22 protein-coding genes are annotated in these 24,338 nt (G+C 71.0%); 10 read left to right on the forward strand and 12 right to left on the reverse strand.

All coding sequences use genetic code 11. The features are described 5' to 3' along the window. Window positions 1-332: 332 nt before the first annotated feature. Both FMP39_RS22135 and rpsU read right to left on the reverse strand, forming a co-directional pair. Window positions 333-791 carry a GatB/YqeY domain-containing protein gene (locus tag FMP39_RS22135; protein ID WP_194858517.1) on the reverse strand — a complete coding sequence of 153 codons (459 nt, stop codon included), beginning with the start codon at window positions 789-791 and terminating at the stop codon, window positions 333-335. 104 nt (window positions 792-895) lie between these two features. Next, window positions 896-1,090: a 30S ribosomal protein S21 gene (gene rpsU / locus FMP39_RS22140; protein WP_002614080.1), complete on the reverse strand. Its 195-nt coding sequence runs from the start codon at window positions 1,088-1,090 to the stop codon at window positions 896-898. Window positions 1,091-1,201: 111 nt separating this feature from the next. Here rpsU and FMP39_RS22145 point away from each other — a divergent pair, with 111 nt between their 5' ends. Further along, window positions 1,202-2,815 (forward strand): HEAT repeat domain-containing protein, encoded by a 1,614-nt coding sequence (locus tag FMP39_RS22145; protein ID WP_141592274.1) that lies wholly within the window; start codon window positions 1,202-1,204, stop codon window positions 2,813-2,815. 22 nt (window positions 2,816-2,837) lie between these two features. Here FMP39_RS22145 and FMP39_RS22150 read toward each other — a convergent pair whose 3' ends face one another. Together FMP39_RS22150 and FMP39_RS22155 are read right to left on the reverse strand one after the other, a co-directional pair. Next, window positions 2,838-3,749, reverse strand: a complete 912-nt coding sequence (locus tag FMP39_RS22150) for a GGDEF domain-containing protein (protein ID WP_026114337.1) — start codon at window positions 3,747-3,749, stop codon at window positions 2,838-2,840. Window positions 3,750-3,809: 60 nt separating this feature from the next. After that, window positions 3,810-4,871, reverse strand: coding sequence for an asparaginase (locus FMP39_RS22155; RefSeq protein ID WP_141592275.1), 1,062 nt, complete (start codon window positions 4,869-4,871; stop codon window positions 3,810-3,812). A gap of 72 nt (window positions 4,872-4,943) precedes the next feature. Here FMP39_RS22155 and FMP39_RS22160 point away from each other — a divergent pair, with 72 nt between their 5' ends. Genes FMP39_RS22160 through truD form a run of 3 tightly spaced genes read left to right on the forward strand, consistent with a single transcriptional unit; the run spans window position 4,944 to window position 8,306 of the window. After that, a complete protein-coding gene (locus FMP39_RS22160; protein ID WP_141592276.1) occupies window positions 4,944-5,930 on the forward strand; it encodes a thioredoxin domain-containing protein in 987 nt (328 codons plus the stop codon). A 7-nt stretch (window positions 5,931-5,937) separates the two neighbouring features. Beyond that, entirely contained in the window at window positions 5,938-7,275 is a 1,338-nt protein-coding gene (locus FMP39_RS22165) for a DUF4388 domain-containing protein (RefSeq protein ID WP_194858518.1), read from the forward strand. After that, on the forward strand, window positions 7,272-8,306 hold the full coding sequence (gene truD / locus FMP39_RS22170; protein ID WP_141592278.1) for a tRNA pseudouridine(13) synthase TruD: 1,035 nt from the start codon (window positions 7,272-7,274) through the stop codon (window positions 8,304-8,306). The genes FMP39_RS22165 and truD overlap by 4 nt, the downstream gene beginning before the upstream one ends. Window positions 8,307-8,398: 92 nt before the next feature. Here the strand turns inward: truD and FMP39_RS22175 are convergent, their stop codons facing one another. Together FMP39_RS22175 and FMP39_RS22180 are read right to left on the reverse strand one after the other, a co-directional pair. Then, complete coding sequence (locus FMP39_RS22175; protein ID WP_141592279.1) at window positions 8,399-9,829, reverse strand: OmpA family protein; 1,431 nt, start codon at window positions 9,827-9,829, stop codon at window positions 8,399-8,401. Next, window positions 9,826-10,143, reverse strand: a complete 318-nt coding sequence (locus FMP39_RS22180) for a DUF4398 domain-containing protein (RefSeq protein WP_141592280.1) — start codon at window positions 10,141-10,143, stop codon at window positions 9,826-9,828. Before FMP39_RS22180 ends, FMP39_RS22175 begins: the two co-directional genes overlap by 4 nt. A gap of 77 nt (window positions 10,144-10,220) precedes the next feature. On the opposite strand from FMP39_RS22180, the gene FMP39_RS22185 reads away from it, so the two are divergent. Continuing rightward, on the forward strand, window positions 10,221-11,276 hold the full coding sequence (locus FMP39_RS22185; RefSeq protein ID WP_141592281.1) for a HEAT repeat domain-containing protein: 1,056 nt from the start codon (window positions 10,221-10,223) through the stop codon (window positions 11,274-11,276). Further along, on the forward strand, window positions 11,273-12,238 hold the full coding sequence (locus FMP39_RS22190; RefSeq protein WP_141592282.1) for an N-acetylmuramoyl-L-alanine amidase-like domain-containing protein: 966 nt from the start codon (window positions 11,273-11,275) through the stop codon (window positions 12,236-12,238). Before FMP39_RS22185 ends, FMP39_RS22190 begins: the two co-directional genes overlap by 4 nt. Window positions 12,239-12,244: 6 nt before the next feature. On the opposite strand, the gene FMP39_RS22195 is transcribed toward FMP39_RS22190, so the two are convergent. Then, entirely contained in the window at window positions 12,245-12,727 is a 483-nt protein-coding gene (locus FMP39_RS22195; RefSeq protein WP_141592283.1) for a DUF2007 domain-containing protein, read from the reverse strand. An 84-nt stretch (window positions 12,728-12,811) separates the two neighbouring features. Then, complete coding sequence (locus FMP39_RS22200; RefSeq protein ID WP_026114334.1) at window positions 12,812-13,174, reverse strand: response regulator; 363 nt, start codon at window positions 13,172-13,174, stop codon at window positions 12,812-12,814. A 169-nt stretch (window positions 13,175-13,343) separates the two neighbouring features. Here FMP39_RS22200 and raiA point away from each other — a divergent pair, with 169 nt between their 5' ends. The 4 genes from raiA (at window position 13,344) to FMP39_RS22220 (ending at window position 17,279) form a co-directional block, all read left to right on the forward strand. Continuing rightward, window positions 13,344-13,703: a ribosome-associated translation inhibitor RaiA gene (gene raiA / locus FMP39_RS22205; protein ID WP_090491726.1), complete on the forward strand. Its 360-nt coding sequence runs from the start codon at window positions 13,344-13,346 to the stop codon at window positions 13,701-13,703. Between the two features lie 144 nt (window positions 13,704-13,847). Beyond that, window positions 13,848-15,932, forward strand: a complete 2,085-nt coding sequence (locus FMP39_RS22210) for an MXAN_5187 family protein (RefSeq protein WP_141592284.1) — start codon at window positions 13,848-13,850, stop codon at window positions 15,930-15,932. A 137-nt stretch (window positions 15,933-16,069) separates the two neighbouring features. After that, window positions 16,070-16,402: an SMR family transporter gene (locus FMP39_RS22215; protein ID WP_141592285.1), complete on the forward strand. Its 333-nt coding sequence runs from the start codon at window positions 16,070-16,072 to the stop codon at window positions 16,400-16,402. Window positions 16,403-16,454: 52 nt separating this feature from the next. Next, a complete protein-coding gene (locus FMP39_RS22220) occupies window positions 16,455-17,279 on the forward strand; it encodes a class I SAM-dependent methyltransferase (protein ID WP_141592286.1) in 825 nt (274 codons plus the stop codon). Window position 17,280: 1 nt separating this feature from the next. On the opposite strand, the gene FMP39_RS22225 is transcribed toward FMP39_RS22220, so the two are convergent. The 4 genes from FMP39_RS22225 to FMP39_RS22240 are packed head-to-tail and all read right to left on the reverse strand — an operon-like array spanning window position 17,281 to window position 24,290. Next, entirely contained in the window at window positions 17,281-18,930 is a 1,650-nt protein-coding gene (locus FMP39_RS22225) for an ATP-binding protein (protein ID WP_141592287.1), read from the reverse strand. A 10-nt stretch (window positions 18,931-18,940) separates the two neighbouring features. After that, window positions 18,941-20,311 (reverse strand): peptide ABC transporter substrate-binding protein, encoded by a 1,371-nt coding sequence (locus FMP39_RS22230; RefSeq protein ID WP_141592288.1) that lies wholly within the window; start codon window positions 20,309-20,311, stop codon window positions 18,941-18,943. Then, on the reverse strand, window positions 20,308-21,666 hold the full coding sequence (locus FMP39_RS22235) for a VCBS repeat-containing protein (protein WP_141592289.1): 1,359 nt from the start codon (window positions 21,664-21,666) through the stop codon (window positions 20,308-20,310). The genes FMP39_RS22230 and FMP39_RS22235 overlap by 4 nt, the downstream gene beginning before the upstream one ends. Then, window positions 21,663-24,290, reverse strand: a complete 2,628-nt coding sequence (locus FMP39_RS22240; protein WP_228558216.1) for a penicillin-binding protein 1A — start codon at window positions 24,288-24,290, stop codon at window positions 21,663-21,665. The genes FMP39_RS22235 and FMP39_RS22240 overlap by 4 nt, the downstream gene beginning before the upstream one ends. Between the last annotated feature and the right edge of the window lie 48 nt (window positions 24,291-24,338).

Raw genomic sequence — 24,338 nt, forward strand, 5'->3', positions numbered from 1 at the left:
CCCCCTGGCCCACCCCTGGGCGGGCCCAGCCCCTGCATCCTGCCTGGCAGGGCTGACGTCGCCTGCCCACCGGCCGACTTGGCGGATCATCCCCCTGGGGGCTGAAGCCGGAGCGCTCGCGAGGGCAGGGAGTGGTTGCGGCATGGGGTGGACTCCTGAGGCCCCTGCACGCGACTTCCGCTGGGGGGAGCGGAGGCACGGCGGGACTGACCCAGGCACTTAATGACGAGGGGCCGAGGGAGCAAGTTTCCGCATCCCTGTCCAGCCCTTCAATGCAAAGGCGCCGCCGGTTTCCCGACAGCGCCAGCGCTGACCTCAGAACGGTGGAATGCTCAAGAGAGCTTCGCGAGCTCCGACTTCACGGCCTCGGAGATGGCTCGGCCTTCCGCCTTGCCGTGAATCTTGGCGTTCAGGTTCTTCATCACCGCGCCCATGTCCTTGGGCCCCTTGGCGCTCGTCTCGGCGATGGCGGCTCGGACCTCGGCGGCCAGCTCGTCGGCGGTCAGCTGCTTGGGCAGGTAGTTCTGAAGGATGCTGATTTCAGCCTCTTCCTTCTCCGCCAGCTCCGGGCGGCCACCCGTCTTGAACTGCTCCACGGAATCACGGCGCTGCTTGATGAGGCCGGCGATGATGGTGAGGACTCCCGCGTCATCCAGTGCGGACGCGCCGGGCTCCACTTCCTTGTACTTCACCGCGCTCTTGAGCATCCGCAGCACGCTGAGCGTCAGCTCGTTCTTGGACCGCATCGCGTCCTTCAGGTCCGCGTCGATCCGCTCCTTCAGGGTGGCCATGGTCGCAGCTCCGGAGGGTAAGACGTTGTTCAGGGGGACTTCGACGGCGGGAGCCAGGGCACCTGACATCGGTGGCGCCCCGGCTCCACGCGCGAGGCACGCGCCTAGAACGACTTGCGGGCCTTCTTCACAGCGCGCTTCTTGGCGGCGAGGGCCTTCTTCTTCCGCTTCACGGAAGGCTTCTCGTAGTGCTCGCGCTTACGGATCTCGGAAAGGATTCCAGCCTTCTCGGTGGCCTTCTTGAAGCGCTTGAGGGCGCTCTCGATGGACTCTCCTTCCTTCACTCGGATACCGGGCATGCAGTCACCTCCTTCCGCCGTACGTAGATGTGGGTGTAGATCAAAAGGGGCAGCGGGTATGACCCACTGAGAGGGAAAACGCAAGGACGCTGGACGAAAAGGCTAAGTCGGATGGACTACACTGTCCGCCTCGTGAGCCCAGCCCTCCTCCTGGTGGTACTCCTGACGACCGGCCAGCAGCAGGGTGGGACCCCAACCCGAGAATGCTGGATGTCCTGTCAGCGGCACGTGACGGATCCGGCCCTGCGCGCTCGGACCTGCGGCAGCTGCCTGCCGGGCGGCCGCGTGGATTCCTGGGTGCAGGGTCTGGCGGGGCAGCGGCCCATTCCCCGGGCGCCGCTCGTCTCCGCCATGAAGGACCCGGACTGGCGGGTGAGGTGGGCGGCGGTGCGCGCGGATGCCAGGCGTCAGGGCGTCACGGATCGCCGGGCCCTGGCGGATTGGGTCATGGCGGAGCCGGTATCGTCCAACCTGACGGCGTGTCTGACGGCGGCTCGCGCCGCGGCGGAGGCCGGGGCTTCCTCCGCGAAGTTCCTGCGAGAGGCCGGACCTCGCGGCGCCAACGCCGCGGCCCGCGTGTGGGGGCGACGGGAGGCCATTCGCGAGGCGCTGGAGCTGGAGCTGTACGCGGAGGACCTGGCGGTTCGGGGCTCGGCGCTGGCCCACCTGGCCGCGTTCCTGAGCCGCAAGCCCGCCCGCGTCCTGCTGGACGCCATGGCGACGCGGCCGGAGAGCGTGGATGCGGTCAGCGCCAGCGCGCTCAAGGTGGTGGCCGGGCGCAGCCGGTTGTCGGTGGGACGGATGCTGCTGGATGAGGCGAAGCCCGCGGAAGAGGCGCGCATCAACCGGCTCTTCGCTGTGTATTCGAAGGAGCTGGAGGGCATGCAGCCGGAGCTGACCGTGGCGGATCCACTTCAGCGCCGACGCGCGGTGGAGTCGTTGCGCGTGTATGGGCCGCTGGCGATGCGGGAGCTGGAGCGGGCGCTCGGCGATTCGGACCGATGGGTGCGCCGGGATGCGGCGCGGGCGCTGGCCGAGGCGGAAGGCGTCCCGCTGCGCACGGCGGCGGAGCGGCGCATCGAGTCGAGTGACGCGATGCAGGCTCGGCCGTGGCTGGAGGCCATGGCGAGGGAGAAGGGGTGTGCGGCGTTCTTCCTGGGCACGGCCCGGGACAAGGCGCTGGCCGCATCCGTCCGAGGGGCCGCGCTGGCACAACTGGCGGACTGTAGCGAGGGGGCTCGGGACCGGGTGTCCTCGGTGGAGCCGTTCCTGACAGATGCGCAGCCGTTGCTGCGGGCAGGGGCCGTGCGGGCCTTGAGCGGTTTGACGACGCGGCAGCCAGGAGTGTCGGAGGCCACCTCGCGTGCGCTGAGGGACGGGGCTCCCGAGGTGGTGAGCGCCGCACTGGAGTTGCTGGCGCTTCAACGGCAGACGTCCCGAGGCGATGAGGCCGCGATGCTGCTGGAGTCGGAACATGTGGTGGTGCGCACCGCCGCCGCCGAGGCACTGGAGCAGATTGGCCGCGCGTCCCATGTGAAGGCGCTGGCCGGGTGTCTGCGGGAGGACACGGAGGCCGCTGTGCGGGTGGCCGCGGCAACGGCCCTGGGCCGGATTGGCGGAGCGCAGGCGGCGGCCGCGCTATCGGACGCAGCCGCGCGCGACCCGGATTCCCATGTGAAGCACGTATCGCGCGAGGCGCTGCGGCGACTGGGCTTCGGCCAATAGGCGCGGGGGCCGCGCCCGAAACTCAGAGCCCGCTGATGGCCTTCGCGTCCACGCGGTTCCGGCCCGCGCGCTTGGCCCGGTACAGGTACTTGTCCGCCGCGGCGATGAGGTCCTCGGGCTGGGAGAAGTCCGAGTCCAGCAGCGTGGCCACGCCCAGGCTGATGGTCACCTTGATGGGCGTGCCACTGAAGACGAAGTCGGCCTTGTCCACGGCGTACCGGCAGCGCTCCGCGCACGCCAGGGCCTGGTCCTCGGCGGACTCGCGCAGCATCAGCGCGAACTCCTCGCCGCCGTAGCGCGCGAGCAGGTCCTCGGTGCGCACCGTGTCGCTCACCCGCTGGGCGATGCGCGTCAGCACGTAGTCACCGGCCGGGTGGCCATACGCGTCGTTGATCTTCTTGAAGTGGTCCACGTCGAAGAGGACCAGCGACAGCGGCACCCGGTGGCGCAGGCAGTAGCTGAACTCCTTGCGCACCGTCTCCAGGAAGTACTTCTTGTTGTAGACGCGGGTGAGGCCGTCACGCGTGGCGGACTCATAGATGCTGCGCTGGTACTGCTCCTCCAGCGCGTCCTGGATGGAGAACTTGAGGACGGTGTTGGAGCCGATCTGGATCTTGTCGCCGTCGTAGAGCGGGGCGGCGTTGACCTTCAGGCCGTTGAGGTACGTCCCGTTCGTGCTCGCCAGGTCCACCAGTTGGAAACGGCCGTCTCCCAGCGCCACCACCTTGGCGTGCTTGCGGGAGATGCCGTCATCCTCGACCTGGAACTGCGCCTCGGAGCTGCGCCCCAGGACGACCTCGGAGCGGTCCAGCTTGAACATCCGCCCGATGCCCGCCGCGGACTTGGCGCTGATGACGATCAGATACGCGCTCTGCTGCTGGGCACTGCCCAGCAGGTCCGAAATCGAATGGACGGAAGTTTTCTCCTCGGACATCGCGGCACCCATCTTACGGGCCGCCTTTTCGCGGCGGCAAGCATACTGCCCGACTCTCCACTACTCTCCTCGGGGCCGCCGAGTGGCGGGGGGGCCGGCGGGGGCCTCCGGGGCGACTGTCGGCCTTCCGACGGTCAATTCTCCGGCCACCGGGCTCTGGATGTAGCGCGCCAGGGCCCCGGACGTGCCGGAGTGGTAGGCCAGCCCCTGCATCAGCTTCACCAGGGCCGCCGACGGCGTCATGTCCGCGCCGCCCATCGCCCCGGCCTCCAGGGCCGCCGCCCCGGACTCATACAAGGAGAGGTCCACGCCATTCCGGTGCGCCTGGCTCACCACCACCACGGGGACGCCCCGCTCGCGCGCCTGGAGGAAGAGGGGCGTCAGCGAGCGCCCCAGCTCCGGGGCGATGGGGAAGTTACCTGCCCCGTAAGCCTCCAGCACCAGTCCCCGGACGTGCGGTAGCAGCTGGAGCGGCAGCGCAGGGTCCAGCCCCGGGTACACCTTGAGGAGGAAGACCTTGGCGTCCAACCGCTCATAGAGGCGGAAGGCCCCGCGGGGCTTGAGGCCCGGCTCGAAGGTGGTGTCCACGCCCAGCGTGCCCAGCACGGGGAAGTTGGGGCTGTCGAAAGCGTCGTACTCGGACACCTTCACCTTGCGGGCCCGGTTGCCCCGGTACAGGCGCGAGTCGAAGCAGATGGTGACCTCGCGGGGCCCGTGCAGCGCGGACAGCACCGCGTCGATGAGGTTGAGCCGCGCGTCCGAGCGAATCTTGCCCAACGGCCGCTGCGAACCCGTCAACACCACGGGGCAGGGCGGGTTGCGCAACATGAAGGAGAGGGCGCTTGCGGTGTAGGCGAGCGTGTCCGTGCCATGGGTCACCACGGCCCCGTCGAAGTGGGGCAGGCGCGCGTGGAGGTGCGCGGCCATCCGGCTCCAGAGCTCCGGCTGCATCTCCGAGCTGTCCAGGTTGCTGAACAGCTCCAGCTCGATGTCGGCCAGCTCGAACAGCTCCGGCACGCGGGCCTTGAGTGTCTTGAAGAAGGCCGCGGGCTTCAGGGCGGACGGGCGCCCCCCGGCCATTCCGAGCGTACCCCCGGTATGCAGCAGCAGGACTCTGGGCATGATGAACAGGCGCTTCCCTGCCAAGGCTGGCGTTGCTTTACAAGCCCCGCGCGCGTCGCTAAGACCCGCCGCGTGCTCCTTTTCTGCTGGAAGCGTGTCGTTCCCCTGCTGGCCGTCGCGGTCCTGACGGCCCCGGGGTGCAAGAACCCCGAGAGCGCGGCCCCGACGGGTGGGCAGTCGGCGTCGCCCGCCCCGCAGGCTTCCGCCGCTCCGGCCCCGGCCGAGCCCGCCGCCTCGCCCGTGGATCCGGCCGAGGCCGTGTCGGGCATCCCGGGCATGGACTTCTCCGCGCTGTCGCCCACGGCGAAGCGGGAGTTGGGCACGGTCTTCAATGACGAGTTCTGCTACTGCGGCTGCCCCCACACGCTGGGCGCCTGTCTGAAGTCGCACACTCCCTGCAAGCACGCCCGGCGCATGGCGCAGCTGGCCGCGCGCAGGGTGTCCGAGGGCAGCCCGGCCACCGAGGTCATCCTCTCCCTGTCGACGTACTACTCCGCCTTCCGCGACCCGCGGGCGCAGTTCAAGGTGGATGACCGGATGTGCATGGGCCCGGCCGGCGCGCCGGTGACGGTGGTGGAGTTCTCCGACTTCGAGTGCCCGTATTGCGCCAAGGCCCGCCCGGTGCTGGAGGCCTTCGCGAAGAAGCACGCGCAGCAGGTGCGCTTCTGCTACCTGCCGTTCCCCCTGTCCATGCACGCCAACGCGAAGCAGGCCGCCCAGGCGGCGCTGTGGGCGAGGGACCAGGGCAAGTTCTGGCAGATGCACGACGCCCTCTTCGAGCACCAGTCCAACCTCAAGCCCGATGCGATTGCCGCCCTGGCGACGTCGCTGGGCCTGGATGGCGCGAAGCTGGCGGCGCTGCTGAAGACGGACGCGTATAAGGAAGAACTGGACGGCTACCGCAGCCAGGGCCGCGCGGCGGGCATCAGCGGCACGCCCTCCGTGTACTTCAACGGACGTGCGCTGGACCTGTCCTTCGTGGAGGCGGAGATGCTGTCGCACAGCCTGGAAGACGAGCTGGAGTGGTCCGCCAACAAGAACGCCTGGGCGGCTGACTGACGCCGCCATGACACCCCGCTTCCGCATCGACGCGTCGGCGCAGCTCGTCCCCGAGGACCGGCATGTGCCTTCACCGCTGGCGGGGCGGTCGGGAACGTACGCGCTGATGGCGACGGCGCCCGACCTGCTGGTGTTCTCCCGCACGCCCGCGGAGGGCGGCTCCATCCCGGTGCCGCGCGTGGTGCTGGCGGGGGACGCGGGCGGCTTCCCGCTGTCGGACCTCATCGCCTTCCTCAGCCAGTCGCGCTGGAGCGGCGTGGTGCGCGTCCACTCGCCGGGCGGAGAGCGCTCCGTCACCCTGCGCGAGGGCGAGGTGCGCGGCGCCTCCTCCGACGACCCGGCCGACCGGCTGGGCGAGGTGCTGGTGCGGATGGGCTACGTGGAGCGCGCCCAGGTGGAGGCGGCGCTGCGTGAGCAACCGCCCTCCAAGGTGGGGCGCTCGCTGGTGGAGAAGGGGCTGCTCAAGTCGCACGACCTCTTCAAGTGCGTCACCCACCAGGTGAGCGAAATCTTCCACGCCATCGTCCTGTGCCGGGAGGGGACCTTCTTCCTCATCGACCAGCCGGTGGAGGACAAGTCCGGTCACATCATCCAGCTGTCCACGCAGAGCCTGCTGATGGACAGCATCCGGAAGATTGACGAGATGGCGCACTTCCGGAAGCGCATCCCCCACGGCCGGCTGTACGTGACGCGCAAGCGCGCCTCGGACGGCAAGCTGGAGGAGGACGAGGACCGGGTGCTGGGCCTGCTCGACGGCCGGCGCACGATTCTGGAGCTGGGGCACGCAGCGCGCCTGTCGGAGTTCGACGTCACCAAGGTGGTCTTCCGCCTGCTGGAGGGCGGCTTCGCCTCGGTGACGGACAAGCCGCTGATGGTTCCTGGCCCGGGCGTCCCGACGCCGATTCCCCAGCCGTCCGAGCGCACGGCGCAGGCTCCGGCCCGCGCCCCCGCGCGCCCGGTGGTGACGGTGGATCCGCGCCCGGTGGCCCGCGTCTTCAACTTCATCTTCCGGGAGATTCGCGACGAAGTGGCCAAGCAGGGCATGGATCGCGAGTTCATCGCCGCGGCCAACGCGGCCCTCTCCGGTCAGGGCCTGTCGTCGTCGCCGGTGCTGGAAGGGCTGGCCTTCGCTCCGGATGGCAGCCTCCCGGAGAACAAGCTCATCGAGAGCTTCGAGCGCCACCGCGCGCAGTTGGGCAGTGAGCCCCTGGCGACCTTCAGGCAGGCGCTCAGCGACATGATGTTCTTCCTGCTCTTCCAGGCCGGTGAGTTGCTGGAGTCTCGCGCGGACGAGGACCTGGCCCGCCGCGTGAAGGAACTGCTGTCCACGCTCGAGGCATCGTGACGGATTTGGGTTGGCCGCGCTTGACGGCGGAGGTGCCCGGCTGTGGGGGCGCCTTCAAGCTGGTTCCCGAGGACTTCGAGGTCGAGGAGGTTCCCGCCTACCTGCCTTCCGGCGAGGGCGAGCACCTCTACCTCTGGGTGGAGAAGCGGGGCCGTGACACGCGTGAGCTGGTGCGCGCGTTGGCCGCGTCGCTGGGCGTGTCCGAGGACGACATCGGCGTGGCGGGGATGAAGGACCGGCACGCCATCACCCGGCAGTGGGTGTCCGTGCCCGCGCGCGCCGAGCCGAAGGTGCCGGAGTTCGCCTTGGACGGCGTCCAGGTGCTGTGGACGAAGCGCCACGGCAACAAGCTCCGCACCGGGCACCTGCGGGGCAACCGCTTCCGCCTGCGCCTGCGCGACGTGAAGGATTCCGGCGCGGCGCGGGAGACGTTCTCCCGGTTGGTGGCGCAGGGCGTGCCCAACTACTTCGGCGAGCAGCGCTTCGGCCGGGCAGGCGACAACGCCGACCTGGGCCGGCTGCTGGTGCTGGGGCAGCGCCTGCCGAAGCGGCCGGATCGTTTCCAGCGCAAGCTGTACCTGTCCGCCTTCCAGTCGCGCCTCTTCAACCAGGCGCTGGCGGCGCGGCTGCACGCGGGGACGCTGGCCACCGCGCTCGCCGGCGACGTGCTGCGCAAGGAGGAGACGGGCGGCCTCTTCGTGTGCGAGTCACCCGAGGTGGACGGCCCCCGCGTGGCCGCCTTCGAGGTGAGCCCGGCAGGCCCGCTCTTCGGGCCGAAGATGACGGCCTCCGCCGGAGCCGTGGCCGAGCTCGAGGCGCGGCTGCTGACGGAAGCGGGCGTCACGCCGGAGGACTTCAAGCGCGGCGGTGGTGAGACGGAAGGCAGCCGCCGCCCCTACCGCGTCCGCCTGGGCTCGCCCGAGTTGACCGCGGAGAAGACGGCGGACGGCGAGGACCTCTGGCTCACCTTCGAGCTGCCTCGGGGCGCGTATGCCACCGAGGTCCTCCACGAGCTGCTCAAGGACGGCTGAGCCCCGAAACGACGACGCCTCCGCGGGCGCGAGGCCCCGGAGGCGTCTGGTGCGTCGTGCCCCGGCCAGGTGCGGCCGGGGCAGGGCGGTTGCTACTCCGCCACCTTGAACTCGGTCCGGCGGTTCATCGCGCGGCCCGTCTTGGTGCTGTTGGGGGCAATGGGCTGCGTCTCGCCAAAGCCCACGGCCTGGATGCGGCCCGGGTCGATGCCGCGGCGGAGGAGCTGCGCCATGACGGCGTCCGCGCGGCGCTGGGACAGCCGCAGGTTGGACGCGTCGTTGCCCATCGAGTCGGTGTGGCCCTCGATGCGGATGCGCTTGATCCACGGCGCGTCGCGCAGGGCCTGCGCCACGTCGTCGAGCACCGCGGTGCTCTGCTTGCCGTAGATCTTGTGCGAGCCGGAGCTGAAGAGGATCTGCTTCTTGATTTCAATCCGGTCGCGCTTGATGACGACCATCTTGTACTGCTTGGCGCAGCCGCGCTCCTCCTGGACGCCCGGCTCCTCGGGGCACGCATCCAGCCGGTCCACGATGCCGTCACCGTCGGTGTCCTTGTCCGGGCAGCCGCCGTTCTCCGTCGGGCCGGCCTCGTTCGGGCACTTGTCCTGGACGTCCGGCGTACCGTCGGCGTCATTGTCCAGGTCGGGGCAGCCGTCCTCGTCCTGGAAGCCGTCCTTGTCCTCGGGCTCGTCCGGGCACTTGTCGTCCACGTCGAGGACGCCGTCACCGTCCTTGTCGACGATGGGGCAGCCCAGGTTCTGCATGGGGCCGGCCTCGTTGGGGCACTTGTCGGCCGTGTCGACGATGCCGTCGCCGTCATTGTCCAGCTCAGGGCAGCCGTCCTCGTCCTGGAAGCCGTCCTTGTCCTCGGCCTGGTCCGGGCACTTGTCCTCGGAGTCGATGATGCCGTCGCCGTCGCGGTCCTTGGGCGCCTCGGCCGGGCAGCCCTGGTTCTCCGGCACGCCGGGGGTGAGCGGGCACTTGTCGTTGCCGTCCAGCACGCCGTCGTTGTCGTTGTCCGGGTCGGGGCAGCCGTCCTCGTCCTGGAACCCGTCCATGTCCTCGGCCTGGTCGGGGCAGGGGTCGTCCTTGTCCAGGATGCCGTCGCCGTCGCTGTCCGTCTCCTCGATGCGGACCACCACTTGCGGCTGCTGGGGCTGCTGGGGCTGTTGCGGCTGCGAGGCCTCCGGCCGGTCGCGGACCAGCACCTGGCGCGGGCCACAGTTCTTGGAGAGCTCCAGCGCGCGGTTCACCGCGGCGTCGGCGGTGCGCGCGTGGGTGTCGGCGCGGCCGCTGTTGCCCTGGCTCAACTCGCCACGGGCGAAGTCGAGGTGGGCCTCGGCGGTGGCCAGCTCCACGGGCGCGCAGCGCAGGGCGCCGCTACGGCGGGCGCGCTCCACGTTGGCCGCGAGCACCTCCGTGTCCGCGCGAATCTTGCTGCCGCTGACACAGGAGAGGGAGAAGAGGAGGGGAAGCAGCGTGACCAGGGAAGGACGCGTCATCGGGAAGCGCTCGGTCATCACGGGTTCGGAGTCCGGCCGCCGGCCTCGGTGCTTCCGGCCACGGCCATGGCCTTCTCGCGGGCCTCGTTGGCGTAGCGGGAGGCCTTCACGGCGAAGTCGACGCCGGCTTGATAGTCGGAGTACCCCACCTCCTCGCGGGCCTTGCCGATGTACAGGTTGGCGGCGGTCCACTCGTAGGGAGCGAGCTTCTCCGCCCCGGCGGTGCGCGCGGCCTGAATCTGCACTTCAGCGTCGAGGATGTTCGCGGTGGACTTCACGGGGCCGCACGCGGTGAGCGTCCCCGACACCGCCACCAACGCCATCAGCTTCTTCATAGGGTGGCGCCTTGAGAGAGAGGTGAAACCTGGCGGTCGTATCAATCGCCCCCTGGAGGGTCAAGAATCGGGCAGACGTGCCGGCCGGGGAACCGGGCATGTGGTGGGACTTTGACGGCCGCCGCCGCCCTTGCCATCGTCGGGGGCCCGTGCCTCCGTCCGTCCGACTCGTCCTCCTGCTCTCGCTGCTCCTCCCCTGGACCGCCCTGTCCGGACCCGCGTCCGCCGCCAAACGCAGCTCCCGGCGCGCGGACACGGACGCGGTCATCCAGACCGTGGTGCAGGGGGGCGCCGTCCCCGCGGCCGTCTCCCGCCTGCGTTTCCTGCGCGAGGAGGCCTACGCGGCCCGGGAAATCGCCACCACGCTGCGCACCGTCCACGAGGAGCGCCTGCGCCGCAACCTCACCGCGGTGCTTGCGGGGCTGGGAACGCGCGCCGCCGAGCCCACCCTTGCGGGCCTGGCGTCGGATGAGGACAGCGCGGTGCGGATGTATGCCGCGCAGGGCCTGGCGAAGCTCAACAGCCGGTACACCCAGGTGCTGGTGCCGCTGCTGGAGGACAAGAGCAGCGGGGTCCGCCGCGAGGCGGCGCGGGCCCTGGGCGCCTCACGCAATCCGAAGATGGGCGCCCTGTTGGTGAAGACCGCCCGGAAGGAGCCGGAGGTGGAGGTGCGCGCGGCCCTGCTCGCCGCCGCGGGGGAGGCCGGGGACGCCAAGCAGGCGTCGGCCCTCAAGGAGTTCCTCGCCAGCGATTCGGAGAGCACCCGCTTCGCGGCGGCGCGCGGCCTGTGCCGGCTGGGCTCGCCGGAGGGCTTCGCCTTCGCGGGCAAGCTGCTCGGCTCGGACGACCGCTTCGTGCGCCGGCAGGGCCTGGAGCTCTACGAAGGTGTCAGCGCGAAGAAGGCCTCGCCCGCGCTCAAGCCGCTGCTGGAGGACAAGGACCGCGCGCTGGCCGCCAGCGCCGCCCGCATCCTCCACGAGGGCGGGGACGCGTCGATGTTGGAGTGGTTGGTGCTGGCGTCGTGGAACGCGAAGTCCGACGAGAAGCTCGCGTACGAGCGGGAGCTGGAGACGCTCCAGCTGCGTGACGACCGGCGCAAGGCCATCCTCCGCAAGGCGGGTGTCGCGCAATGAAGGTCGTCGCGGTCCTGGCCGCGGCCCTGCTGTCGCAGGCGCCCGCGGCCCCCACGCCCCCGGAGGACGTGGACACCCGGCCCGGTGCCGAAGTGCTCCTGGAGTCACCCTCGGCGTCCAAGCAGCTCGCCACGGCCCGTCCGGTGAAGCCCAATGGCTGGGTGGGGCTCAGCGCGGAGGCGCGCGCCGAGCTCGTGTCGGAGGACGCGGACGCGCCGCTGGCCGGGCGGCTGCTGCGGATGAGCGAGCGCTTCATCAACACCCCCTATGTCCTGTCGCCGCTGGGCGAGGGCCAGGGCGTGGACCCCGACCCCACCTTCAGGCTGGACGCGGTGGACTGCCTCACCTTCGTGGAGCAGTCGATGGCGCTGAGCCTCGCGGGCAGCGAGGACGAGGTGGCGCCGCTGCTCGAGCGCATCCGCTACGCGAGCTCGCCCACCTATGAGGACCGCAACCACCTCATGGAGGCGCAGTGGCTGCCCAACAACATCCGCAAGGGCTTCCTGAAGGATGTGACGCGGCGCTACGCGGGGGATGACGCCGTCACGGTGACGAAGTCGCTGACGAAGGTCACCTGGCAGTCGCGCTCGTCGCAGGCGCTGGGCCTGCCCAAGGCGCAGCAGGTGGTGGGCACGTACCCGCTGAACATGCTGCCCCTGGAGCGGGTGATGGCGCACGCGCGCGACATCCCCTCGGGCACCATCCTGGTGGTGATGCGCGAAGACCTGCCGCTGAAGGCCACCCGCATCACCCACCTGGGCTTCGTGGTGCAGCGCAAGAAGCGCACGTACCTGCGCCACGCCTCACGCGGCGGCTACAATCGCGTGGTGGACGAGGACCTGGAGACGTTCCTGGCCCGCAACGGCCGCTACTCGAAGTGGAAGGTGACGGGTGTCAGCCTCTTCGAGCCGCGCCGCCCCGATACGGCGAGCGGCGGCTCGGTGGCGCGCCCGGTGCCCTGAGCGCGTTCAGTAGGCCGGTGGTGGCGCGGCGGGGGATTCGGTCTCCCGCTCCTCGGACTCGGCGGCGGGGGATTCGGTCTCCCGCTCCTCGGCCTCGGCGGCGGCCGCGGCCTCGTCGTTGGTGGCCAGCTCCCGCAGGCGCTCCTGCTCAATCAGCGTCGTGGCCCGGACCTGCTGGTCGGCGGGGACGTGGATTTCCCACCAGGGCAGCACGTTGCCGGTGGTCAGCTTGTCCACGACACCCGAGCGGCCAGCGCGCACAAGGACGGGGATGTTCGCGTCCTGGAGGAGCTGCGTGTAGACCTCGGCGGTGAAGGGGTCCTCTGCGGAGCCGGCCCGGACGAAGACACGGGTATCCAGCTCATGCGGGAGCGGCAGCCCCCTGCTGCGCATCTCCTCCGCGCTCACGAGGAGCGGGTTGCCTGGACAGTCAGCACACGCGTTGACGCTGTCCTGATACTCGGAGCCGCACCTGGCACAGTATTTCATCGCCGTCCCTCCAGCCCGTGGGTGTCTGGAGGGAAATAGTAGGTCTGGGGGGCCGTGGACGGCACCCGGGGCTCGTCACTTCGTTCAGTGTCGTGCTTCGTCGCCCAGCCTGCACACCGCGGCGCTGAGGCGCTCCACGTCGATGGGCTTGCGCAGCACCACGTCACAGTGTTCGGAGCCCTGCACCTGTGTGTAACCGGACACGAGGATGACGCGGGCCCGGGGTTCGCGCTCCTTGACCTTCTGCGCCAGCTCGGTGCCGCACATGCCTGGGAGGGATTCGTCCGTTACCACCACGTCCGGGTGCTCGGCCTCGAACATCTCGAGGCCGGCCAGGCCATCCGTGGCCGTCTTCACGTCGAACTCCGACTCCAGCAGCTCCGCCAGCAGCTCCCGGCTGTCCCCGTCGTCCTCGACCAGCAAGACCTTGATTCGTTCGGCGCCCATGCCCTTGAGAAACCCGCGCGGCGGTGGGGATTCGTCCATCCCGGATGCGAGCGCTTCGCTGCCCACCCGGCCGGGGAGCAGGGGAGCGTCAGGCGGGCTCCATTAATGGGCAGGGGGTGGCTCACCACCGGGCGTCAGGCTGCCCATCTTTGGGCTCGGAGGAAATGCCATGAAGGTGTTGCTGCGTGGAGTGCACCTGAACCTGTCGGATGCTCTCAAGTCGTATGTCGACGAACACCTGGTGCGCCATATCGAACGGTTCGCGGATGACGAGGCAGCGGAAATCGACATCTCGCTGGTGGACACCAACGGGCCCAAGGGCGGCATGGACAAGGAATGCCGGGTCACGGTGCGACTGCCCGGGCTCTCCTCGGTGCATGTGACGGAGACGGCGGACTCGTTGTTCCCCGCCATCGACGCATCGCGTGACCGGTTGGAGACGAGCCTCAAGCGCATGCTGGGGAAACGGCGCGACGTTCATACCAACGGCCTGCCCGAGGACGTGGCGGCCGACGTTCCCACCTACTAATCGCGGTTGGCGGCGGCAAGAGCCCGGCCCCCCAGGTCGTACACCTGGCGGCCGGGCTCGTCGTGTCCAGTGCCCGAATCTTGCTGGGGCCGAACGGTGAACGCTATAAGCGGAACCCTTCAACCTCGGGCTAAAAGGACGGCGATGGTCCGCCTCAAGTTCCTCGTCTTCGCATTCCTGGTCATCGGACTGGGCGTTGCTCATCTGCCGATGCTGTCGGGACCGCTGCGCGAGCGCGCCGTCGCCGGTGCATCGGCCCAGGCTTCCGCGGGCGCCGCCGAGGTGGCGCGCCGTGTGGATTCTCGTCGTGCCGAAGTGCAGTCGCTGGCGCTGAAGCTCGCGGCCATGCCGGAGGTGGTGTCCGCCGCCGCGCCGCCGCTTCCGGAGCAGCCCGCGCCGCGCAACCAGCGTGAGCGTGAGCGTGAGCGCGTCGAGGTGGATGCCTCTGCCGCCCGCGCCTTCACCGCCGAGCGCTTCGCCGCGGTGCGTAGCGCCGTTGAAGCCTTGATTCCCCAGGAACTCAAGGGCGCGGTGGTGGCTGTGGTCGCCCAGGACACGCAGTTCCACGCGGTGGCCGGGGCCGAGCCGTCCTCGGACGCGGCGAAGCTGGACGTGGTGAGCCTCGTCAAGTCCGGCGCCAGCGTGGTGGATGCCTTCGGTGCGCCGCATGCCTTCGCGGCGGTGCCGCTGTCGTGGAATGCCGGGGCGCCGGCGGTGACGCTGGTGCTGGGCGCGCCGCTGCTGGACGAGGGCGGGCTGGAGGCCGCCGTCCAGGCGTCGGGCGCGGCCGCGCTGGCGCTGGTGAAGGGCGACGCGCTGGCGGGCGTCGCCGGTCCGCAGAAGCTGCTGGCGGAAGGTTCGTTGACGAAGGTCGCCGCGGATGCCTCGGGCGTGGTGCTGAGCACCGGCAAGTTCCTGGAGCTGGGCCCGGTGGCGCTGCCTGTCTTCACCCAGAATGACCCCCTGGGGGGGAACGCGCCGTTGATGGTGGGCTCGCGCCGCGCGCTGGCCAGCACGCCGCTGGAGGTGCTCGCCATCGCCAGCACGCAGCCGGTGCTGGGCATGCTGGCCGCGTATCAGCAGAACGCGCTGTTCGCCCTGGCGGGCCTGCTGGGCCTGAGCCTCCTGTGGACGCTGATGATGGGCTCTGGCCGCAAGGCGGCTGACGCGGAGGCGTCCAGTGGCAGCTCCGACACGCTGAGCCTGTCGGCCGCCATGGCCTCGGCGCCCGCGCCGGCCGCCGTCACGCCGCCGCCGGCCCCTGTGCCCGCCGCGGACCCGTTCGCTTTCGCGCCGCCGCCCGCCGCTCCGGCACCCGCCGCGGACCCGTTCGCCTTCGCGCCGCCGCCCGCCGCTCCGGCACCTGCCGCGGACCCGTTCGCCTTCGCGCCGCCGCCCGCGGCTCCCGCGCCCGCCGCGGACCCGTTCGCTTTTGCTCCTCCGGCCCCTGCGCCCGCCGCCGACCCGTTCGCGCTGCAGGCTCCGCCGCCGACGGGAGACCCGTTCGCGATGTCGCGCCCGGCGCAGGCGCCCGTGGGCGATCCATTCGCGTTCGCCCCTCCGGCCCCCGCGGCGGACCCGTTTGCCTTTGCCCCTCCGGCGCCCCCGCCCGCGGCGGACCCCTTCGGCTCGGCCGAGGCGTTCCCGTTCCCCGCGCCGCCGCAGCAGCCCGCGCACGCGGGGGCGATGCCGTTCGAGTCCTCACCCGAGTCCTTCGGTGGGCCCGAGCCGCTGTCGCCCGCGTCGCCTCGCCGGGGTGCGTTCGCCTTCGAGGACCAGCCCACGGCGGCGTACTCGCTGCAACAGGCGGCGGACCCCTTCGCCCTGGCGGCATCCCAGGCCGCACCGGACAGCCCGGAGACGACGCGCGTGGCGGCGATTCCGCGCGAGCTGCTCCAAGCCAGCGCGCGGCCTCCGACGTCGGACGCCATCCCCATGCCGCCGCCGCGCTCCGCCCCTCAGCCCGCCGCGATTCCGCTGCCGGGCCTGGGCAACTCCGCGGTGGCGCTCACCGACGAGCAGCACTTCCAGGAGGTCTTCCGCGAGTTCCTCACCACCCGTGAGCGGTGTGGCGAGGCGGCCGACGGCCTGACGTACGACAAGTTCGTGCAGAAGCTCCGCAAGAACAAGGAGCAGCTCGTCCAGAAGTACGCGTGCAAGACGGTGCGCTTCCAGGTCTACGTGAAGGAAGGCAAGGCGGCCCTCAAGGCCACGCCCGTCAAGGACTGAGCCCGAGCGCGGCCCTGGCCGCTGCTGAAGCGTCGAAGGCCCGTGGTCTCCTCGAGAGGCCGCGGGCCTTCTCGTTTCGGACGTTCGCGCGGGCCGCCTTCGGAGCCAGTGGTTATAGAGGCCCGCGGAGGCGGTTCATGCACAACGCGGTCTATCTGGGGATTGCCATCGTGGCCGAGGTGGTGGCGACCTCGGCGCTCAAGAGCTCCAACGGCTTCACGCGGCTGGGGCCGTCCATCCTCGTGGTGCTGGGCTATGGCGTGGCCTTCTTCTGCCTGTCCTTCGCGCTGAGGACCATCCCCACGGGCATCGCCTACGCCATCTGGTCCGGGGCGGGCATCGTCCTCATCTCCGGTGTGGCGTGGCTCCTTCACGGCCAGCGGTTGGACGTCCCCGCGCTCGTGGGCATCGGGCTCATCCTGGCGGGCGTCATCGTCATCAACATCTTCTCCAGGTCGGCGGCGCACTGAGGCGCCTGGCGGAGCTCGCCCGGGAGATGGCGTCGATATCAGGAGGGGGACGATGCAGACGCGGTACGTGCCGAACCTCACGGGGATTCCGGAGACGATGCTCTGGACGCTGCACTCCCGGGCAGGGGAGGCGAAGCGGCCGGACGGAGTCCTGAAGGACGCGGAGGCGCTGCGCATCTACGGCGCCATCGACTACGACTTCGAGAAGTCCTTTGGCCGCGCGGAGCCGTCCCTCGCGATTCGCGCGGTGGAGATGGACCGGAGCATTCGCGCGTGGCTGGCCACGCACCCTGACGGCTTCGTGGTGTCGCTGGGAGAAGGACTGGAGACGCAAGCGCATCGGCTGGACAACGGGCAGCTGCGCTGGCTGAGCGTGGACCTTCCGGAAGCCGTGGCCATCCGGGAGCGCTTCCTCACGCCGAACGAGCGGTTGATGCACTGCCCGGTGAGCGCCCTGGACCGCGCATGGATGGACCGCGTGGACGCCAGCAAGGGCGTGTTCATCGTCGCGCAGGGCCTCTTCATGTACTTCGAGGAAGACGACGTCCGTCGGCTCATCGTGGACATCGCCGAGCGCTTCCCGGGCGCCGAGCTCCTCTTCGACACGATTCCCCGCTGGTTCTCACGGCGCACGCTCAAGGGGCTGCGCCGCACCCTCGCGTACCAGCTGCCACCCATGCCCTGGGGCATCAACCGCGACGCGCTGGAGGCGACGCTGCGGCGGTGGGTGCCGCGAATCCGCCAGGTGGAATTGAAGCCCTACACCTTCCCGCGGGGCTTCTTCCGGTACGGTTACAACGGTCTCAACAGGCTGCCCTGGGTGAAGGAGCGGTTGCCCGCGCTGGTCCATGTCCGCTTCGCGGAGCGCAGCGTCTGAGTCAGGCCGCGCGCGGCAGCACGAGGCTGAAGCGCGCGCCGTGGCCGGGCTCTCCGCCAAGCTCCAGCTTGCCGCCGTGCTCCTGGAGGATGCGCGAGGCGATGGCCAACCCGAGGCCGGTGCCGCCGTCCTTGGTGGTGAAGTAGGGCTCGAAGATCCGGGCGCGGTGCTCCAGGGGAATGCCGGGGCCGCTGTCCTCCACCTCGACGATGGCGTCGGCTTCGGTGGAGCGTACGCGCACGCGCAGGGTGCCGCCCGTGGACGCCATGGCCTCCTCGGCGTTCTTCACCAGGTTCACCAGCACCTGGGTGAGCTGGTCGCGGTCCGCACGCGCCACCACGCCCGTCTGGAGCGTGGGCAGAATCTGGATGCCGGCCGGCGGCGTGGCGTAAAGCGCCAGCACGCTCTGCGCCAGCTCGCCCAGGTCCACGGGCGCCAGCTGCGGCTTGGGCATCCGCGCGAAGTGGCTGAACTCGTCGACGATGCGGCGCAGCCGGTCCACTTCCTCCAGCACCACGCCCGCGCTCTCCTTGAACATGTCGGGGAAGCGCGGGTGCTTCGCTTCCTGCGCGGCCTGGAGCGTCTCCAGCGACATGCGGATGGGCGTCAGCGGGTTCTTGATTTCGTGGGCCAGTCGCCGCGCCACTTCCTGCCACGCGGCGATGCGCTCGCTGGCCATCAGCCGCTCGGTGGTGGCCTTCAGCTCGGACGTCATGCGGTTGAACGTCCGCACCAGCTCGCCCACCTCGCCGCTGGCCTCTACCGTCACCTGGGACTCCAGCGCGCCTTCGGCCACGCGCCGGGCGCCCTCGGTGAGGGCCTCCACTGGCCGCGTCATCCACCGGGACACCAGCAGGCCCAGCAGCACCGCGAAAGTGCCGCCCAGCGCCGCCAGCAGGAGGAAGGCGCGCATGACGCCCTGTTCCGCTTCACGCGCGGCGGCGCGGCTGAAGACGAGCCGCACCGTGGCCGCCTCTCCCAGCGGCAGCGCCTTCGTCACCGTCGGCGGTTCGGCCGTGCCCGCGCTGGCCAGGGGCGTGTCACCCGCCAGCAGCGTCACCTGCGTCTGAGTGAGGCGGGCCAGGTGCTGCGCCAGGCTCTCATCGAGCAGCACGCCGCCCACGGCCCACAGCCGCAGGTCCCCGAAGTCCACCGGGCGCGCGGTGACGAGCGCCGGAAGCTGACGGAGTCCGGAGGCCGTGCGCACGTCGACGCGCACTGGCACGGGCCGGGGTGACTTCTGCTTCGTGACGGCGAAGAGGGCCGGGTCCGGGTCTCCCCGGCGCGCAGGCAGGTGGCCGGAGGAGAGCACCCTTCCTTCGCGGTCGAAGAGGGCCAGCACGCTCAGGCCGCGGCTCTTCATCAGGGCCTCGGCGGTGCCGGCCTGGATGGCGCGGGTGGGGCGGTCGCGGGCCTCGCGGGCCAGGTCCTCCATGCTGGTGCTGTCCACCAGCTCCTCCACCGCGCGGCGGGCCGTGGCGCTGGAGCGCTCCAGGGACTCCTGCGCGGAGGCGGTGGCGGCCTCCATGCGCGCGTCCAGCTCGCGCGACAACGTGTCGCGCAAGCGGGTGAGGGTGGGGGGCACGACGACCGCGAGCGGAACCAGGGCCAGCAGGGCGAAGGCGAGCGCCAGCCGCGTCCTCAAGCGCATGCCGTTCTCCTCAAGGACGTCCTCCCATCGCCGTCCCCTCCGGTGGAAGCACGTGCAGTCCGTCCAGCGAGGGGAGGCCTTGTGCATCCATCATCACCCCGCCCACGTCCGGAGCGAAGCGCATTCCCAGCCCCTGCACGTACAGGGGGACCAGGGGCACGGACGCGGCCAGGGCCAGGGCCCTCTCACGCGCCCGTGCGTCCCGCGCCGCGGAGGACGGAAGCACGCCGATGGCGGGCAGCTCCACGCCCAGCAAGTCCTTGCGCCCACCGGCATCCAGCACCACCGCCAGCGCGGGCCCGGGGATGGGGGGCAGCAGCAGCGCGTGCAGCATCAGCTCGAAGTCGCCCTGGGCCCAGCGGGCGCGCAGGGCCGCGCGCGGGAGTGCCTCCAGCGCCACGGTGTAGCCGCGCTCGTGCAGCTTCACCTGGATGCGCTCCGCCACCGCGCGCTGGTCCTCCACCGATGCGTCGTAGCGCAGCGTCACCGTCCGCGAGGGGCGCGCCGACGGCGCGGACGGCCGGGGGCGCGCGGGCGCGTCCAGCATCACCGGTGGGAGCAGGTGCGGCATGGGCTGCGCGGGCGCCTGGACGAAGAGTCGGGTCAGGTCCTCGCGGTCGATGGCGCTCTCCACGGCCTGCCGGAAGTCCGGGGGCAGCCGCCGTGGGGAGAACGCCAGGAAGGTGGCGTAGAGCGGCGCGCCAGCCGTAGTGTCCGTCTCCGACGCGACGCCCAGCTCCACCTGGACCTGCCGGGACGACCACAGCCGGGAGAGGCCGCGCTGGTCCGTGGCGGTGAGCAGCAACCGGTCCAGGTACGGCCGTCCCTGGGGCCAGGCCGTCTGCGCTTCCAGGGCCCCGCGTCCCGCGGCGGTGAAGGGGCCCAGCGCGTTGGGGGAGGCGGGCGGCGCCAGCGCCGGATGGCACAGCGCGCGCTCGAGGTCCGGCCAGGGGTAGGCCAGCGTCAGCTCCAGCGTGGCGCCCTGGGGAGTCACCTGCCGCGCCTCTCCGCGCAGCGGATGGAAGAGGGCCCGGTACGGTGATGCGCCGTCGTTGCTCGCCAGCCGCATCCATGCACGCGCGAGCGCGGTGGCGGACGCGGGGCCGGGCAGGGTGATGCGCAGGGACTGGGGCGTGGGGCGTGACAGCTCCCGTGCGAGCGCGGGCTCGAAGCCGCCGTCCCGGATGGCGCGGCATACCGGCGGGGAAAGCAGCCCCAGCAGCGTTGCTTCCAGAGGTGTGTCGGCCAGCGCGGGCTCGGCCACTTCCGGCGGGCCGCCATGGGCGACGCGCAGCTCACCCCCGTAACGAGGGCGGCCGGCCGCCTGCGCGGACGCGGACGCGAGCAACGCGAGGCAGGCAAGGGTGGAGCGGAGTCTCATGGCGCCCCCTGGCGCAGGAGGAACAGCTCGCTGGTGCCGTCCGGCTTCCAGAGGCCCACGATGACTTCGCGGCGCTTGTCGCCATCAAGGCGAGCCGTCACCACGTACAGCGCGCGGCCCGTGGGCAGGGCGCCCTGCCACAGCGGTTCGTGCGTGCCGGGGTCGTCCCCGGAGGTGCCGTGCACGCGCAGCACATCGGGGGCGGGGGTGAGCTGAGTCGAGGTGGTGATGAGCTCCGGCACGCCGTCCCCATCGAGGTCTCCCAGCGCGCTGCCGGCGCCCAGGTTCGTCCAGCGCACTGGTGCCGCGCCTGCGTGCGCGTAGAAGGCCGCGGTGCCATCGGGGTGGACGAACAGCATCCGCTGGGCATCCATGCTCGCGGTGGTGAAGGGCGCAGGCACTGTCAGCGCGCGGCCCTCCGCCAGCTTCAGGGTGGGCGCGAAGGCTGTCTGTCCCGGAACGAAAGTGCCTCGCTCGGTGGCGCCCAGCGGCGCCGTGTCCAGCGTCCCCACGGCGCGCAGGGTAGCGCGGGCCTTGTCCAGCGCCAGCAGCTCGCCGTGCGCATGGCGGGTGCTCCACGCGGCCAACCGGGGGGGCCCCGGCAGGAACGCCAACGCGCCAAAGGGCTCCCGGGTGGTGGCGCTTCCAGCGGGCAGGGAGTCCAGCTCCTTGCGCGCGACGAGCCGTCCCTCCGCGTCGAAGACGGAGACGTCATGCTCCGTCAGGGCCACCACTTCATCCCGGCCATCCCCGTCCAGGTCCCCGGCGGCGAGCGCCGCCAGGGGATGCTCCAGTCGCGCCAGCGCCGCGCCCAGCAGACGGATTCCTTGGGGGCCCGTTTCCGGGGGCGACGTGGGCGAAGTGCCTCCGCCCTCCAACGCGAGCGCCAACACGGTCGGGTCCGCGGGCACCGTCTCCACCAGCGTGGCGGCGGGCTTGGGCGGCCGCGTGGGCGTGCGGCCGGACCAGAAGTTCACCCAGGTGCCAATCACATCACCTCGGGCGCGCAGTTCGCCGCCTTCGACGTTCAGCGAGAGTCGCACCAGCGTCCGGGCACCTTGCGCGCGCGCCAGCGTCTCGGCGGCATCGGCCGTGGGCGCCTCCAGCACCACGGGCGACAGGCCCGCGGAGGAGAGCTGCGAGGCGAGCATCGTGCTCACCGCGCGGCGGAGCTCGGCCGAGCCGCCCGTGACATTCACCGCCACCGGCGACTCCACGCCACGCTGCGCGCGCACGGCCCCCGTCACCTGCCGGGCGAGCCGGGGAAGGGCGGCGGTGGTGTCGGACGCAGGCGCCGCCCGCGCCACGAGCGTGGCCAGCACGGGGGCGAGCAGCAGGGCTCGGGTAGGGCTCACAGTCCCCGCCTGTTGCCTTCGTCGAGGAAGAACTGGTCGGTGGTCACCTGCCCCGGCGGCGGTGCCTCCGCGGTGGGCTGCGTGCCTTCGAGGAAGGGCTCCAGCCGGCCCGGGACGGAGTTGCCCGCCAGCAGTCCGCTGATGGGGTCGATGCGCACTTGCACGACGCCGGGGGGCACCTCGAACTCCCGCGTGGGCAGTCCTTCGTGGGCCACGCGCATGAACTGGAGCCAGATGGGCAGCGCGGCGCGGCCACCCGTCTCACTGCCGCCCAGCGGCGCGTTGTTGTCGAAGCCCACCCACGCGCTGGCCACCCAGTCCGCCGTGTAGCCGGAGAACCACGTGTCGCGGGACTGCTGCGTGGTGCCCGTCTTGCCAGCGGCGGGGCGCTCCAGCGCGAGCACGGCCCGGCCCGAACCGTCCTCCACCACGCTGCGCATCAGCGACGTGGTGAGGTAGGCCACCGCGGGCGGCAGCGTCTCCTCGAAGGCCGGCTGATGCTCCTCCAGCACCTTGCCGCGCGCGTCGCGCACGCGCAGCAGCATCAAGGGCTCCGCATAGCGGCCATTGGCCTGGAGCGTGGCGTAGGCGTTGGCGGCCTCCAGCATCGTGACTTCACCGGTGCCCAGGGCCAGCGTGAGGTTCTCCGGCAGCGGGGAGTGGATGCCAGCCCGGCGCGCGAAGTCGATGGTGGTGGCCGGGGTGAGCGCCTCGATGAGGCGCACGGACACCGTGTTCTTCGACTTGGTGAGCGCCTCGCGCAGCGTCATCGGCCCGTGGAACTGACGGTCGTAGTTCTGCGGCTTCCACGTCTTGCCCGTGTACGGGTCGCGGACGGCTTCGGGGGCGTCATTGACCTTGGACAGCGGCGTGTAGCGGCCACTGCCCATGGCGGCGGCGTAGAGGAACGGCTTGAAGGACGAGCCAGGCTGCCGCTTCGCCTGCGTGGCGCGGTTGAAGGAGGAGCGCTCCGCGTCGTAGCCGCCCACCAGCGCCACCACGTGCCGGTTCTCCGGACGGATGACCACCAGCCCGCCCTGCACCTCGGGCACCTGGTCCAGCGTCGCTTCCACGAAGGCTGGCGCGGGCGGTGCCTTGAGCACGCGCACGAAGACGAGCTGCCCCTCCGTGAAGACGTCGGAAATCTTCTTCGGCGCGCTCTTGCCCTTCTGCCGCGCCCAGGAGACGGCCGTGAAGGCCACCTCGGCGGTGCGGCCCACCAGGTCCACGCGCGCCACGTTGCGCTTGTCGTCCACCTGCATGACGTAGCCCGTGAGGCGCAGGCCTTCCTCCATGGGCTTGAGGCGCACGGACTGCGCCAGGAGCTGGTCCGCGGAGAGGGGCGCCTCGTCTTCGGGCGACAGGTCCGGCCGCTGCTCCTCGGTGCCTTCCTCTTCCAGCGGGTCCAGGGGCGCACCCGCGGTCTCGGGCGTCTTCGGCGCTTCCTTCTCCACCTTCGCCAGCGAGGACAGGTCCGCGACGTAGCCCTGGTCCTTCTGCCGGCGGCCCGCCTCCTCGATGCGCGTGGCGATGAGGGCCCGGTATCGCTCCCACTGGCCCTTCTCCAGCGCGCCACGGGGACCGCGGTAGCCCTGGCGCCGGTCCACCGCCTCCAGGCCGTCACGCACCGCCTGCTCCGCCGCGAGCTGGAGCTTGGGCACCATGGCGATGTCCACGCGCAGCCCGCCCTCCATCACCGCCTGCTCGCCGTAGCGCGCGATGAGCGTGCGGCGAATCTCCTCCGTGTAATACGGCCCCACCGCCTTGCCCCGCCGGGGAGCCAGGACGATGGGTTTCTCCTTCTCCGCCTCCGCCACGTCCGCGGACACGAAGCCGTTGCGCGCCATCTGGTCCAGCACGTAGCGCTGACGCGACTTCGCCCGCGTGATGTTCGTCACCGGGTTGATGCGGTGCGGGAGCTGCACCGTGCCCGCGAGCACGGCGGCCTCGCCCACGTTCAAGTCCTTGGCGTGCTTGCCGAAGTAGAAGAGCGCCGCCTCCTCCATGCCGTAGCGGCGCTGCCCGTAGTAGGACTGGTTGATGTAGAGCGAGAGGATCTGGTCCTTGGTGAGCGCTTCCTCCACGCGCGGCGTGAGAATCCACTCGCGCGCCTTGCGGGTGAAGCTGCGCTCAGGGGACAGCAGCAGGTTCTTCACCACCTGCTGGGTGATGGTGGACGCGCCGGACTTGCGGCTGTTGGGGATGAGGTTCTTGATGGCCGCGCGGGTGATGCCGAAGAAGTCGAGGCCCTCGTGCTTGTAGAAGTCAGCGTCCTCGGCGGCCAGGAAGGCGTTGCGGACGTGGGGCGGCAGGTCCTCCACGCGAATCAACGTGCGCCGCTCGTGCGCGAACTCGGCGCAGAGCGTGCCGTCACCGCACGTCACCTTCGTCACCTGCGGCGGCTGGTAGTTGCGCAGCGCGTCCACGGAGGGCAGGTCCCGGCTGTAGTACGCGTAGCCGCCCGCTATGGTGATGGCGCCGAGCACCAGGCACACGAGGCCGGTGATGAGCAGCCGCTTCGTCCAGCGCCACAGCCGGGCACCGAACCCCGGTCGCGAAGGCGGCGCGGGGGGAGTGGGTGTGGAGGAATCGGGCGAAGAGGGCATCTGGGGAGCCGTGGTCATTGCGCTGGAAAGAAAGTCCGCAGGTTAGACCGGGGGACACCGAACGGG

Origin of the sequence: Myxococcus sp. AB056, assembly GCF_006547365.1 — a bacterium.
GTDB classification, from domain to species: domain Bacteria; phylum Myxococcota; class Myxococcia; order Myxococcales; family Myxococcaceae; genus Myxococcus; species Myxococcus virescens.